Source organism: Aeromonas aquatilis (genome assembly GCF_054052405.1).
Map to the genome: position 1 here is coordinate 1 of NZ_JBSTYP010000089.1, position 12,847 is coordinate 12,847.

Annotated in this window: 10 protein-coding genes and 1 pseudogene; 2 read left to right on the plus strand and 9 right to left on the minus strand. The window is 60.3% G+C overall.

The window, feature by feature from the left end; genetic code table 11:
* Nucleotides 1-138: 138 nt before the first annotated feature.
* The 9 genes and pseudogenes from hflC to ACW5W8_RS22240 form a co-directional block, all read right to left on the minus strand.
* Nucleotides 139-1,023, minus strand: a complete 885-nt coding sequence (gene hflC / locus ACW5W8_RS22200) for a protease modulator HflC (protein ID WP_005339038.1) — start codon at nt 1,021-1,023, stop codon at nt 139-141.
* A 3-nt stretch (nt 1,024-1,026) separates the two neighbouring features.
* Nucleotides 1,027-2,178 carry an FtsH protease activity modulator HflK gene (gene hflK / locus ACW5W8_RS22205; protein WP_005339041.1) on the minus strand — a complete coding sequence of 384 codons (1,152 nt, stop codon included), beginning with the start codon at nt 2,176-2,178 and terminating at the stop codon, nt 1,027-1,029.
* Between the two features lie 91 nt (nt 2,179-2,269).
* Nucleotides 2,270-3,556 (minus strand): ribosome rescue GTPase HflX, encoded by a 1,287-nt coding sequence (hflX, locus tag ACW5W8_RS22210; RefSeq protein ID WP_498630474.1) that lies wholly within the window; start codon nt 3,554-3,556, stop codon nt 2,270-2,272.
* 63 nt (nt 3,557-3,619) lie between these two features.
* Nucleotides 3,620-3,883, minus strand: coding sequence for an RNA chaperone Hfq (hfq, locus tag ACW5W8_RS22215; RefSeq protein ID WP_005339045.1), 264 nt, complete (start codon nt 3,881-3,883; stop codon nt 3,620-3,622).
* Between the two features lie 72 nt (nt 3,884-3,955).
* On the minus strand, nt 3,956-4,885 hold the full coding sequence (gene miaA, locus ACW5W8_RS22220; RefSeq protein WP_498630476.1) for a tRNA (adenosine(37)-N6)-dimethylallyltransferase MiaA: 930 nt from the start codon (nt 4,883-4,885) through the stop codon (nt 3,956-3,958).
* Nucleotides 4,875-6,740 (minus strand): DNA mismatch repair endonuclease MutL, encoded by a 1,866-nt coding sequence (gene mutL, locus ACW5W8_RS22225; protein ID WP_498630478.1) that lies wholly within the window; start codon nt 6,738-6,740, stop codon nt 4,875-4,877. Before mutL ends, miaA begins: the two co-directional genes overlap by 11 nt.
* Before the next feature lie 178 nt (nt 6,741-6,918).
* Nucleotides 6,919-8,610 carry an N-acetylmuramoyl-L-alanine amidase gene (locus ACW5W8_RS22230; protein ID WP_498630480.1) on the minus strand — a complete coding sequence of 564 codons (1,692 nt, stop codon included), beginning with the start codon at nt 8,608-8,610 and terminating at the stop codon, nt 6,919-6,921.
* Nucleotides 8,611-8,633: 23 nt separating this feature from the next.
* Complete coding sequence (gene tsaE / locus ACW5W8_RS22235; RefSeq protein WP_005339056.1) at nt 8,634-9,107, minus strand: tRNA (adenosine(37)-N6)-threonylcarbamoyltransferase complex ATPase subunit type 1 TsaE; 474 nt, start codon at nt 9,105-9,107, stop codon at nt 8,634-8,636.
* Between the two features lie 10 nt (nt 9,108-9,117).
* Nucleotides 9,118-10,628: pseudogene (locus ACW5W8_RS22240) on the minus strand (NAD(P)H-hydrate dehydratase).
* Nucleotides 10,629-10,688: 60 nt separating this feature from the next.
* Here ACW5W8_RS22240 and queG point away from each other — a divergent pair.
* Nucleotides 10,689-11,843 carry a tRNA epoxyqueuosine(34) reductase QueG gene (gene queG / locus ACW5W8_RS22245; protein ID WP_498630482.1) on the plus strand — a complete coding sequence of 385 codons (1,155 nt, stop codon included), beginning with the start codon at nt 10,689-10,691 and terminating at the stop codon, nt 11,841-11,843.
* A gap of 111 nt (nt 11,844-11,954) precedes the next feature.
* The gene (ppgK, locus tag ACW5W8_RS22250; RefSeq protein WP_498630484.1) at nt 11,955-12,695 is read left to right on the plus strand and encodes a polyphosphate--glucose phosphotransferase; all 741 of its coding nucleotides are present in this window, start codon (nt 11,955-11,957) and stop codon (nt 12,693-12,695) included.
* Nucleotides 12,696-12,847: the final 152 nt, after the last annotated feature.

Below are 12,847 nucleotides of genomic sequence, written 5' to 3' on the forward strand. Positions count from 1 at the left end.
TGAAAGGCTGGGGTATCCATGATGGTAGACCTCAAGGTGATGGCCTACTTCAAGCTTAGCCTTTCAACACGTAATTGGGACATAGCCAAAACAAAAGGGTCTGACAATGCAGACCCTTTGAATGTGGCCTCGTGGCGATTACTGCTTGGTGCCGTGAGGAGACTTGAGGTAACGGAAGAACTCGCTGTCCGGCTTCAACACCATCAGGTCGTTGCCACCGGCAAAGCTCTTGCGATAGGCCTCCATGCTACGCACGAAGCTGAAAAACTCGGGGTCTTTCTTGTAGCTGTCGGCATAGATCTTGGCGGCTTCCGCATCCCCTTCACCGCGCAGTTGGCGAGCGTTACTCTCGGCGTCGGCGATCATGACTGTCACCTTGCGGTCGATATCGGCACGCAGGATTTCAGCCTTCTCGCGACCCTGAGAGCGGTGCTCACGGGCAACTGCGGTACGCTCGGCGCGCATCCGCTGGTAGATGGAGTTGGAGACTTCCACCGGCAGGTTGATCTGCTTGATCCGCACATCCACCACCTTGATACCAAGCTCGGAGGAGCGTGCCATCTTCTTCAGGGCATCTTCCATCACGGTACTGCGTTCACCGGAGACGATGTCCTTGATGGTGCGGTTACCGATCTCGGAACGCAGACCGTTGTTGATCTTGCGCTTGAGCAGATCTTCAGCCTGCAGCTTGTTGCCACCACCGGTTGCCAGGTAGTACTTGGAGAAGTCCTCGATCTTCCACTTCACGTAGGAGTCGATGATCAGGTCTTTCTTCTCGGAGGTGACAAAACGGTCGGCCTGGCTGTCAATGGTCTGGATGCGGGCATCCATCTTGCGAACCTGGTCGATGAGCGGCACCTTGAAATGCAGGCCCGGCTCATAGAGGCGGGGTTCACCGGAGTCAACCCGCTTCACCTTGCCAAACTGCACCACAATCCCCTTCTGACCTTCATCAACGATAAAGACAGAGGAGAAGCAGACCATGGCCGCGACAGCGATTGCACCAATAGCTAGCTTTTTCATCTATCAGTTTCTCCCTGAGCTGAAGCGGTCACCGCTACGCAGCGGCATTGTCGGCGTAGAGTTGGCACCCTCGTTGGAAACGGGGACCTGCTCTGTGACCGGGGCGACAGTGGCACGATCAGACTGGGCAGCCTTCGGCTTGCCAGAGAGCTTGTCGAGCGGCAGGTAGATCATGCTGTTGTTGCCAGCCGGCATGTCGACCACCACCTTGTTGGCCTGCTGATAGAGCTCCTCCATCGTTTCCAGATAGATACGCTCACGGGTCAGCTCGGGGGCAGCCAGATACTGGGGCAGCAGCTCGTTGAAGCGAGCAACTTCACCCTGGGCTTTCAACACGATCTGGGATTTGTAAGCTTCCGCTTCCTGCTCCAGACGCTTCACCTGGCCACGGGCCTTCGGCTCCACTTCACGAGCATAGGCTTCAGCTTCACGAATGAAGCGCTGTTCATCTTCCTGAGCGGAGATGGCGTCATCAAACGCGTCTTTCACCTCTTCCGGCGGACGCGCCGGCAAGAAGTTGACGTCGACGATCTGCAGACCCATCTGGTAAGGCTCGATGATGCCATCGATCACCTGCCAGGTCTCCTGACGCACCTTCTCACGACCGGTGGTCAGCACGTCATCCATCCGGGTATGACCCACCACGTAGCGCAGGGCGCTATCGGTGGCCTGACCCAGACTCTCGTCGGCATTGGTCACGCTGAACAGATACTGCTCGGGATTGACGACACGGTACTGCACGTCCATCTCGACCCGTACCACGTTCTCATCCTGAGTCAGCATGAAACCGGAGGCAGGTAGGGAACGCACGGACTCGACGTCCACCGGGATCACCTGATCGATAAAGGTCGGCTTCCAGCGCAGGCCCGGCTCGACAATATGGGAAAACTTGCCAAACCGCAGCACGGCACCGCGCTCCGCTTCGCGAATGGTGTAGAAGCCGCTGACGACCCACACCACCACAGCCACAACCAGCGCGATGGAGATACCAAAGCGACCTACATCGCCGCCAGATTTGCCGCCACCAAACAAGCCACCGAAACGGCGACTCACTTTGCGCAGCATTTCATCCAGATCAGGGGGTCCCTGATTCTTGCCGTTATTCCCCCAAGGGTCACGGTCTTTGCCGTTGTTACCAGGCTCATTCCAAGCCATCAGCGTCTCCATTAATACATGCGGATGGATATCATCTCTACCGGGCCGTCATACGTTGAGAAGCCCCTAAGGGTTCACCTTCATCAACGAATCAATGCCTGATAAAGCGTTGTAAACTCTCACCTTCCTGTTTCACGAGGCGGTTCCAGTCGGCCACTTGCAAGCGGACTTCCAGCACGAAATCCCCCTCCTCGCTAAAACCTTCCTGCTCAATCCCTTTCAGCTGATAGAGCGCACTGCGCAATCTCGCGGCAGAAGGAGGCAACTGCAGGGTGTGATGCACCATGGAGCCAGCCAGCAATTCGGTCAGCGCCGTAAACAAATGCTCACAACCTTCACCGGTCTGGGCCGACAGCCAGACGCGCAAAGGGCGCCCCTCGTCATCTCGCTCCAGACCTGCCGGACGATCCGCCAGCTTGTCGATCTTGTTGCAGATCATCAGCTGGGGCCTATCATCGGCTTCAATCTCGGCCAACACCTGCTGCACGGAGTCGATATTCTCCTGCATCTGCTCATCGGCACAGTCCACCACATGCAGCAGCAGATCCGCTTCACGGGTCTCCTGCAGGGTCGCCTTGAAGGCCGCGACCAGATCATGGGGCAAGTGTCGAATAAATCCAACTGTATCCGCCAAAATCACATCACCCACATCCCGGATCACCAGTTTACGCAGGGTGGGATCCAGAGTTGCGAACAATTGGTCGGCAGCATACACGCTGGCAGCTGTAAGTTGGTTGAACAAAGTGGACTTTCCGGCGTTGGTATAACCAACCAGTGACACAGTCGGCACTTCGTTGCGGTTGCGGGCGCGGCGTCCCTGCTCCCGCTGCTTGGCCACCTTGTCGAGCCGACGCAAAATCGCCTTGATGCGTTCCCGCAGCAGACGTCGGTCAGTTTCAAGCTGGGTTTCACCCGGACCACGCAGACCGATCCCGCCCTTTTGACGCTCAAGGTGGGTCCAGCCTCGCACCAGACGAGTGGAAAGATGGCGCAACTGAGCCAGTTCGACCTGCAGTTTACCTTCGTGGGTACGGGCTCGCTGGGCAAAGATATCGAGGATCAGGCCGGTTCGGTCCACCACCCGGCACTGGAACAGACGCTCCAGGTTGCGCTCCTGGGCAGGGGTCAGGGCATGGTTGAAGATGACGACGTCGGCATCCAGCATCTGGACTTGGGACGCGATCTCTTCAGCCTTGCCACTGCCGACAAAAAATTTGGCACTGGGCGCACTGCGACTGGTGGTAATTACCCCCAGCGCCTTGACTCCGGCCGAGCTCACCAACATCTTGAGCTCTTCCAGATCCTCCCGCTCACCCTCATCACTGAAGTTGACATGCACCAGAACGGCCTGTTCGCCAGCTTCATAACGGTCAAACAAGCGCTTGCTCCTTAACAGGAATCATGATGAATCTGAGTTGGCGAGTCGACTCGCCCAGGGATATCACGCCTCGGCATCACCCTGTTCATCAGCCGCGCCACCCGGAGTGGGCTGGTGATGATTGACGGCACGGGCCGGTACGACAGTCGAGATGGCGTGCTTGTAAACCATCTGACTCACGGTGTTTTTCAGCAGGATAACAAACTGGTCAAAAGACTCGATCTGACCTTGCAGTTTGATGCCGTTCACCAAATAGATAGAAACAGGAATCCGCTCACGGCGCAGCGCATTCAAAAACGGGTCTTGGAGAGATTGCCCCTTAGCCATTTTTCTTTTCCTTATAGTTTGTTGTTTTTAAACACCGAATATCAATATAACAACCTGATTATACAGGGAGTGTCAAGCCGCACCAGCGCGAGCAAGCACGCGGTCGAGATTGCCAGACTCACCAGATTCCAACCAGGTCACGTCGGGCCAGCCGCGCAACCAGGTCATCTGTCGTTTTGCCAATTGGCGTGTGGCAACAATGCCACGATAACGCATCTCATCATACCCCACTTCACCGCACAGGTAGTCCCACATTTGGCGATAACCCACACAGCGAATGGAGGGGAGATCCGGGGTCAGATCGCCGCGCGCCATCAGCGCACGAACCTCCTGTTCAAAGCCACCTTGCAGCATCTTGTCAAAGCGCAGTTCGATACGCTGATGCAGCACGGCGCGATCGCTCGGGGCGATGGCAAACTGCAGCACCCGATAGGGCAAGCCCTCCCCCTGCACCTGCGTCAGCTCGGTAAGGGTCTTGCCGCTGATGCGGTAGACCTCCAGCGCCCGAGAGAGTCGCTGCGGGTCATTGGGGTGGATCCGCGCCCCGGCCACCGGGTCGATGCGTACCAGCTCATCGTGCAGCGCCTGCCAACCGAGGCGGGCTGCCTCTTCCTCAATCCCGGCTCGAATGGCGGGATCGGCGGAGGGCAGCGGGGACAATCCCTCTAGCAACGCCTTGAAATAGAGCATGGTACCGCCCACCAGCAGCGGAATGCGGCCGCGATCGGCGATCTCTTTCATCTCCCGCAGGGCATCCTTGCAAAAATCGGCTGCCGAATAGCTCATGGCGGGGTCAAGAATGTCGATCAGCCGGTGCGGGGCACGTGCCAGTTCATCGGCGGTCGGCTTGGCCGTACCTATATCCATGCCGCGATAGATCAGCGCCGAATCGACGCTGATGATGTCGCAGGGCAGCGCCTGGCACAGTTCAATGGCGAGGTCCGTCTTGCCGGAGGCCGTCGGCCCCATCAGAAAAATTGTGGTCGGCAAGTCACTCGCCATGTTCAAACTCCTCCAGCACGGTCGCCAATGAAAGCGGGCGTACCATGCGAATATCTGTCAGTTGGTCAGCGTGAGCGGCCACAAGTTCCGTCAGCAGACGACTGGCAGTTGAAAAATCGTATATCTTCTCGCGGCTTATCCCCTGCTCCACCAGCCATTGGCATAATACTTCAGCCTGCTGACCAGCATCACTGTCAGATCCGCCCTCGATAATTTGCAGCAATTCGGGTAACAGACGCACCAGATCGGTCTGGCGCAGCAGAGCCGGTACCCGAGTCAGGATCATGGTGTCGCGCCCCCCGCTTTTCAACTCCAGCCCCATCCGTTTCAGCAAACGTTCCTGCTCGGTCACCAGCACGATCAGATTCTTCGGCAATTTGAAGGAGACCGGCAGCAACAGCGGCTGGGCCGCCAGTCCCTGCCCCCAGGTCTCCAGCAGCCAGTGCCGTAGCAGCACACGCTCAGCGCGTACTAGCGAAAGCAGGGCCAGCTGATTATCCCGCTCGATCAACAGGTAGGCCTGCTCCACCAGTGTCAGGGCGCGACATCCCCCCTGTTTGGGTGACGGCACTGTATCGGTGGGCTGCACAGGAGCAGCCTCAGCTTCGATAGGCAGCGTAGTGAGCAGAGCCCCCATGCCGCGCATCGCCTCCCGGCTTGGGGGCTCGGGCGGTTGATAATTGTTGGCTCGGCCAGCCCCACTGCCCCCCTCTCGCACCTGTGCAGGTGCCCGGTAGCTGTGTTCAGCACCGTACCACTCCGGGCGTGGCGCCTGACCGGGATATTCAATCTGCGGGCTGACCGGCAACTCGACCAGAGTTTCGGCCAGCGGAGTGTCCTGATGAGCGGCACTCACCCCTTCGCGGCGCAGCGCGGTAAACAGCGCCTGAAAGATAAAGTCGTGGATGAGCCGCGCCTGATGGAAGCGCACCTCATGCTTGGCCGGGTGGACGTTGACATCCACCTGACGGGGATCCAGCTCAATATAGAGCACATAGGCGGCGAAGCGGTCGGGAGGCAACAACTCGTCATAGGCCTGACGAATGGCGTGGTTGATGAGCTTGTCGCGCATCATCCGGCCGTTTACGTAGGTGTATTGCAGGTCGTTTTGCGGTCTTGCCCCCTCCGGGGTCGCCAACCAGCCCCACAGACGCACATCGCTGTGTTCGCTTTCCACCGCCAGCGCATGGTGCATGAAGGGAGTGCCGCAAACGGCGGCGAGGCGACGCTCCTGCTCCGGCACGGTATTGGCGGCCTTGTACTGGCGCACCACCTTGCCATTGTGGCGCAGGATCAGGGTGGCATCGAAGCGGGAGAGCGCGATGCGGCGCACCAGCTCGTCGATATGGGCAAACTCGGTCTTTTCGCTGCGCATGAACTTGCGCCGCGCGGGGGTATTGAAGAAGAGATCCACCACCTCCACCGTAGTGCCCACCGGATGGGCCGCCGGCTTGATGGTGACGCTCATCTCCCGCCCTTCCGCCTGGGCTTGCCAGGCTTCGGACTGATCTGCAGTACGGGAGGTGAAGGTGAGACGGGAGACCGAGCTGATGGAGGCGAGCGCCTCGCCACGAAAACCGAGGCTGTTGATCCCTTCCAGATCGTCCAGCGTGGCCACCTTGGAGGTTGCATGACGCGACAATGCCAGCACCAGCTCATCTTTGGCGACGCCACAGCCGTTGTCACGGATGCGGATCAGCTTGGCGCCCCCCTTGTCGATGTCGATCTCGACCCGGTCGGCCCCCGCATCCAGGCTGTTCTCCACCAGCTCTTTCACCACAGAAGAGGGCCGCTCCACCACCTCTCCGGCTGCAATCTGGTTGGCCAGAATGGGTGGCAAAATACGGATCGGCATCACTTACTCCTGAATTTCAATCTTGCGGATAGAGAGCCGTTCCATCACCTCTCCACCAACCGGAATCTGGTTGGCCAGGATAGGGGGCAATATACGGTTCGGCATCACTTGCTCCTGAATTTCAATCTTGCTGATGGTATTCGCTAACAACGGGAGCGGTATCGCCAGCTCCCGCGTGTCAGTTTTGCGGAATGTAGAGCACCTGCCCTACCTGAATATCCCGCGACTTGAGCTTGTTGATCTCCACCAGCCGAGCCTGACTCACCCCATGTTTCTCGGCAAGGCGGGAGAGACTCTCCCCCCGCTTGACCACATGGCGGATCATCTGCGACTTGTCGTCACTGCGAACGGGGGCGGCACTACGGCTCTGCCCCTGCTGGGGGATATAGATAGTCTGACCAATCTGAATATCCCGGCTGCGCAGCTGGTTGATCTCCACCAGAGTGGACTGACTCACTCCATGCTTCTCGGCAAGGCCGGAGAGGCTCTCACCCCGTTTGACCACATGGCGGAGCATCCGCGATTTGTCATAGTCCCCCACACTGCTGACCGGCGCACCGCTCTCTTGCGCTGCCGCCGAGTAAGGCTTGATCACCCCGACTCCGGAGCCGCTCCCAGCACCGCCGTCGCGGGCAGTAGCGGGCATCTTGTTGGTCACTACCGGCTGCGACTGTGCCTGCCTGGGCTGGCTCACCGGCTGCCGGGCTACCGGTGCAGGGCGAGTGGTCGCGACAGGTTGGCTAACCTGCCCCTTGCCGGTCAGCATGGCCCCCTTGGTCGGGTGGGCGCGGTAGTAGTTGCGGATCCCCTCGAAGATGGCGCGGGCCAGCTGATCCTGATAGCTGGCGGTGGCCAGCAGCTTCTCTTCCGCATGGTTGGAGATAAATCCGGTCTCTACCAGCACAGAGGGAATATCCGGCGCTTTCAGCACCGCCAGACTGGCGTGCTCCGGCGCCTTCTTGTGCAGTCGGGCAACCTTGCCCATGGAGCGCAGGATCTGGCGGCTGACGTCATATCCTTCGGCACGGGACTTGTCCATGGAGAGGTCGAGGAAGGTCTGCGCCAGATAGGGGTTGGGATCGGATTCCGCCAACACCTTGCCAACACCACCCAGCAGCTCGCCCTGCTTCTCCTGCTTCTCCAGCCAGCTGCCCATCTCGCGGTTGGCACGGTTGGTCGACAAGACCCAGACCGAGGCACCACGGGGAGTGGAGTTGTGGAAGCTGTCCGCATGCACAGATACCAGCAGATCCGCCTTGGCCTTGCGGGCAATCTCGGAGCGCTTGTTGAGGTCGACGAAGTAGTCGCCACGACGGGTCATCACGGCACGCATCCCAGGTTCACGATCGATCAGTGCCGCCAGCTTCTGGGAGACCGCCAACGTCACCCGCTTCTCGTAGGTACGGCGCGGGCCGATGGAGCCCGGGTCTTCCCCGCCGTGGCCCGGGTCGATGGCAATCACCACCCCCTTACCCTTGCCACCGACGGGCGTGGATTGCACCGCAGCCGCCGAGCGCTTCTCTTCATAAGGGAGATCGATGACCAGACGGTGGCCATAAGGTCCGGCTGGCGCCAACGGAAAGACCACCGGCTTGATGGCGGAGCTGAGATCCATCACCAGCCGCAGACCGCCCTTCTCCAGTGGCGTGCTCTGGCGGATCTTGCGCACCAGTTCGCTGTTGTTCTCGATCCGCGCCAGATTGGCGGCGTTGCTCGCCCCTTTCAGGTCGATCACCAGCCGATCCGGGCCGGTAAGGGTGAAATAGTTGAAGTTGGGGGCGCTGCTCATATCGAGCACCACCCGGGTATTATCCGGTGATGGCCAGATTCGTACGCTCTTGAGCTGATTCGCCCAGGAGGGTAATGCCATCAAAGAGAGAGCAATAACAAGGATCAAGCGCACGTAGATGACAACCGTTCCAGAATGGCTTCGCCAATAGCAGTGCGGGCCTCTATCAGAACCTCGCGCTGCTCGCCTACATAAGTGAGGGTAATTTCCAGGTCGGGAGCCGGTAACCAGCCCTCGCCCTTCTCGGACCACTCCACCAGACAGAGAGTGTTGGCGGCAAAATAGTCCCGAATGCCCATGAATTCCAGCTCTTCCGGATCAGCCAGGCGATAGAGATCGAAATGGTAGACCTGCCAGCCATCGAGCTCGTAGGGTTCGACCAGGGTGTAAGTCGGGCTTTTTACCTTGCCCTGATGGCCAAGGCCCTGCACCCAGCCGCGGGTCAGGGTGGTTTTACCGGCGCCAAGCGTGCCATGCAAAAACACTGTGGTCGCCTGCTGGCAAGCCTGTGCCAGACGGCCACCCAGTGCCACGGTTGCTGCCTCGTCCGGCAGTGTCATCATCAACTGTTTTGCCATGTTCTTCTTTTTAACTTGTAATGGTGTCGGGATTAACCAGTTTGCGGATCAGCGGCAGCAGATCTGACGCCAGCATGCCCCGCTCGCCGTCGGCGGCGACCTGATCTGCGGCCTCGCCGTGGATCACGGCGCCCAGCCAGCTTGCCATGGTGGCAGACCAGCCCTGGGCCAAAAGGGCGGCGATTATACCAGATAACAGATCGCCCATGCCGCCACTTGCCATGCCGGGATTGCCTTCGCAACAGAGAGCGACCCGCTCGCCGTCATAAATAAGTGTTCCCGCCCCTTTTAACAACACCACACCGCCATAACGCCGCTGCAGTGCCTGCACGGCGGCAAACCGGTCGGTTTCAATGTCGGCAATGGAGCATCCCAGCAGGCGCGCAGCTTCGCCGGGATGGGGCGTGAGCACCCAATTATCCTGATGGCGGGGAGATTGCGCCAGCCAATTCAATCCATCGGCGTCCAAAACCAGTGGCAGCCGATCAGTCAGATTACGAGCGATTTGCGCTCTTCCCCACTCATCCTGACCGAGCCCGGGGCCAATGACCCGCACCGACGCCCACCCCTCGTCATCTGCGGTAGTGAGACTCATCAGTTCGGGTTGATAGAGGCTGACCGGCGGATGTTCCGGATGCTGACACACCCGCACCAGCCCGGCCCCCGCCCGCAGGCAGGCGCGGGCCGCCAGCACGATGGCCCCCTGCATGCCGCGATTGCCCCCCACCAGCAGTATCTTGCCATAGAGCCCTTGTGGGAAGCGCGCGGGCGCGGGGTCAACTGCGCGCTGAGCAGTGGATAATCGATACGCCAGGCGGCCGGCAGCATAGTGTCATCCGGCGTCACGCCAAGGGGATCACAGTCGAGCTGGCCGACGCAATCCACCCCGTCGCCGGTGAGCATCCCCTGCTTGATACCGATGAAGGTGAGGGTGCGAGTGGCCTGCACCACGGCCCCCATGGCACGGCCGGTATCGCCGTTGAGGCCGGAGGGGAGATCCACCGCCAGCACGGGCACAGCCAAGCCATTGATTGTTGCGACGATCTTTGTCAGTAGTGGCGAGAGGGGCGTGTTGACGCCGGTGCCAAACAGGGCATCGACCACCAGATCCGGGGCGGAGTGCTGGTCCCCATCAAACTGCTCGGCCAGCCAGACCCGACCACCGGCCGCCAGCCACTCATCGGCGGCCCGTCTGGCATCCCCCTTCAGCTGGTCGGGTGCTCTGGCGGCAATCACCACCACCTCGATGCCAATCTGGCGGGCAAGACGGGCCAGCACATAGCCATCACCGCCGTTATTACCGGGGCCGACGAAAATCCACCAGCAGCGACTGTCGGGCCAATGCAGGGTGGCATAGGTGCGCAGCGCGGCACCGGCTCGCTCCATCAGGGCATAAAGAGGTTGCCCCTCACGCGCGGCCCAGTTGCGCTCCAGTGCGCGGATCTGTTCAGTCTGCCACAGCCCCTGTGGTAAACTGTCCCCCTCTTTTGTGCCCAACGCGCCCCTGATGATCTCTACCATGACGGCTCCCGCCTCTTATCAATCGACCCACGCCAGCAAACTCCGGCCAGGCCAAGCCGCATGAGCGCACCTGACTTCCACCAGCTGGCCCACGATATCAAGCTCTGGGCACGGGAGCTAGGATTTGACCAGGCGGGCATCACCGACACCGATCTGCGTATTGAAGAGCCGAGATTGCAGGCCTGGCTGGATGCGGGCTATCACGGCAGCATGGATTACATGGCGCGCCACGGCATGATGCGCGCACGCCCTCACGAGCTGCTGCCGGGCACGGTGCGGGTGTTGTCGGTGCGGATGAACTACCTGCCGTTCGAGGCCGGTTTTGCCGCCACCCTGCGCGATCCGACTCTCGGCTATATCAGCCGCTATGCCCTCGGCCGCGACTACCACAAGGTGCTGCGCAACCGGCTCAAACAGTTGGGTGATCGCATCGAAGCGCGCTGCGCCGAGCTGTTTCAAGGCACTGAAGAGGCCTTGGGTGAGTGGCGCCCCTTCGTCGACTCCGCCCCCATCCTCGAGCGGCCACTGGCAGCCAAGGCGGGCCTAGGCTGGGTTGGCAAACACTCACTGCTGCTCAACGAATCGGCCGGCTCCTTCTTCTTTCTCGGTGAGCTGTTGCTCAACCTGCCGCTGCCGCTCGACCAGCCAGTGGAGAAAGAGCAGTGCGGCAAATGTGTCGCCTGCATCAACATCTGCCCGACCGGCGCCATTGTCGCCCCCTATGTGGTGGATGGCCGCCGCTGCATCTCCTATCTCACCATCGAGAACGATGGCCCTATTCCGGAAGAGTTCCGCCCCTTGATGGGCAACCGCATCTACGGCTGCGACGACTGCCAGCTTATCTGCCCGTGGAATCGCTATGCCGATGCCAGCCCTGAACCTGACTTCAGCCCGCGCCCCAGCTTGCACCGCCCGCCCCTGCTGGCGCTGTGGCGCTGGAGCGAGAGCGAGTTTCTCAAGCAGACCGAAGGGAGCCCGATCCGCCGCATCGGCTATCAACGCTGGCGCCGCAATCTGGCGGTCGCCCTTGGCAATGGCCCGGCGACCCCCGAGGTGATCGCCGCCCTGCAACTGGGGCTGACTACCGCCGAGCCCATGGTGGCCGAACATATCGAATGGGCGCTGGCCACCCTTGCCCGGCGTCAGGATGAAGAGAACAAGAAGACCCGTTTGCTGATCCGCTGCATCGAAAAAGGTCTGTCGGATCACGCATAAGTGATCTGCCCCTTGCCGGATTGCAGCACTTTTTTCATGCTCTGCCGACCTGCAGAGCCCATAACAGCGTGGTCACTGCAAACTGGTCGGCACACAACAAGGACAACACAGATGCATATGTTGGGAGTGGATATTGGAGGCTCAGGGATCAAGGGCTGTCTGGTCGATACCAAAACCGGCGAATTGATTGGCGAGCGCCACCGCATTGCCACACCACAACCGGCCACCCCGGCCGCCATCGCCCATACCCTCAAGGCGCTGGTCGAACATTTCGACTGGAAAGGGCCGGTGGGCTGCGGCTTTCCCGCCACCATCCACAACGGGGTTGCCAAGAGTGCCGCCAACATCGACAAGAGCTGGATCGAAACCGATGCCGAGCATCTGTTTGCCGATGTCACCGGCAAGCCGTGCTATGTGCTGAACGATGCCGATGCCGCCGGTCTGGCCGAGATGCGCTTTGGCGCCGGTAAAGATCGCAAAGGGGTCATCATCCTCATCACGGTCGGCACCGGCATTGGCACCGCCATCTTCGTCAACGGCCATCTGCTGCCCAACACCGAGCTGGGTCACCTGATGCTGGAAGGCATGGTCGCCGAGCACTACTGCTCCGATGCGGTGCGCAAACGGGAAGATCTCTCCTGGAACCGCTGGGGCAAGCGCTTCAACAAGTATCTGGCGCGCCTCGAGTTTCTCTTCTCCCCCGACCTCTTCATTCTGGGGGGCGGCAGCGCCGCCAAGCTGGATAAATTTGTCGATCGCATCGAGACCCGGGCGCCACTCATTCCCGCTGCCAGTCTCAATCAGGCGGGCATTATCGGGGCCGCACTCTACGCGGCCGAGCGGCAGGACTGATCGCCGCTCACCGCCAATCAGCAGAGAGCAAATGGAAAGGGCCCGGCACTGCTGCCGGGCCCTTTTGTTTGGCTATGTCCCAATTACGTGTTGCATGGGGTGCCCCAGCGCCTCATGCAAACATGCTTTGATATTCACGCCCCTCCCGTAAC

Excerpts from the sequence above, each read along its gene's own strand:
- hflC (WP_005339038.1), bottom strand. The coding sequence starts at position 1,023 with ATGAAAAAGCTAGCTATTGGTGCAATCGCTGTCGCGGCCATGGTCTGC.
- hflK (WP_005339041.1), bottom strand. The coding sequence starts at position 2,178 with ATGGCTTGGAATGAGCCTGGTAACAACGGCAAAGACCGTGACCCTTGG.
- hfq (WP_005339045.1), bottom strand. The coding sequence starts at position 3,883 with ATGGCTAAGGGGCAATCTCTCCAAGACCCGTTTTTGAATGCGCTGCGC.
- miaA (WP_498630476.1), bottom strand. The coding sequence starts at position 4,885 with ATGGCGAGTGACTTGCCGACCACAATTTTTCTGATGGGGCCGACGGCC.
- mutL (WP_498630478.1), bottom strand. The coding sequence starts at position 6,740 with ATGCCGATCCGTATTTTGCCACCCATTCTGGCCAACCAGATTGCAGCC.
- ACW5W8_RS22230 (WP_498630480.1), bottom strand. The coding sequence starts at position 8,610 with ATGGCATTACCCTCCTGGGCGAATCAGCTCAAGAGCGTACGAATCTGG.
- tsaE (WP_005339056.1), bottom strand. The coding sequence starts at position 9,107 with ATGGCAAAACAGTTGATGATGACACTGCCGGACGAGGCAGCAACCGTG.
- queG (WP_498630482.1), top strand. The coding sequence starts at position 10,689 with ATGAGCGCACCTGACTTCCACCAGCTGGCCCACGATATCAAGCTCTGG.
- ppgK (WP_498630484.1), top strand. The coding sequence starts at position 11,955 with ATGCATATGTTGGGAGTGGATATTGGAGGCTCAGGGATCAAGGGCTGT.